Annotated in this window: 1 protein-coding gene; it reads left to right on the top strand. The window is 33.7% G+C overall.

All coding sequences use genetic code 11. The features are described 5' to 3' along the window. The coding region (locus tag OWM07_RS11145; RefSeq protein WP_423303820.1) for an IS256 family transposase at nt 1-824 on the top strand (824 nt) is incomplete at both ends.

Genomic DNA, 824 nt, shown 5'->3' with positions numbered 1-824 from the left:
CACATGGAATCTTTATACGGTCTTGAGTTTTCAGCTGAGGCAATCAGTAGGATTACAGATAAAGTTCTTGCAAGAGCAAAAGAGTGGCAAAATAGACCCTTAGAGCCAATTTATGCAATTGTATTTCTTGATGCATTATTTTACAAGATGCGACTTGATGGTGTTATAAAAAACGTAGCAGTTTACGCAATAATAGGCATTACTCTTGAAGGTAAAAAAGAATGTCTTGGTATATGGATAATGGAGACTGAATCAGCTAAGTTTTGGTTGTCAGTATTAAACGAACTTAAGAACAGAGGTGTTGAAGATGTTCTTATATTCAGTATAGACGGTTTACCAGGTTTAAATGAAGCAATCAGGGCGGTATATCCAGAATCTGAAATTCAACGATGCATAGTTCATCAGGTAAGAAACTCTCTTAAATTTGTATCTTATAAAGACAGGAAAGAGTTAGCGAGGGACTTAAAGGCTATTTATACATCTCCAACGGAAGAAACTGGAAGAATTGAATTAGATAGATTAAATGAAAAATGGGGAAAGAAATATCCAAATGTAATAAAATCATGGGAAACCCATTGGTTGGAACTTTCAACGTTATTTAAATATCCATCGGAAGTCAGAAGGCTCATTTATACTACTAATCCCATAGAGAGTTTTAATAGTAAATTGAAGAAGGTCACTAAAAATCGAGGGGTATTTCCTACAGAGGAATCATTGTTTAAATTGCTATATTTAGCGATAAATGACATATCAAGTAAATGGAATGGTAGGGTAAGAGATTGGTCAAAAATATATCCGCAATTATATATTTACTTTCAGGAAAG

The organism is Deferribacter thermophilus (genome assembly GCF_049472675.1).
Taxonomy (GTDB): domain Bacteria; phylum Chrysiogenota; class Deferribacteres; order Deferribacterales; family Deferribacteraceae; genus Deferribacter; species Deferribacter thermophilus.
Note: the sequence above shows the minus strand (reverse complement) of the source record. Positions and strands in the feature narration are given on the sequence as shown.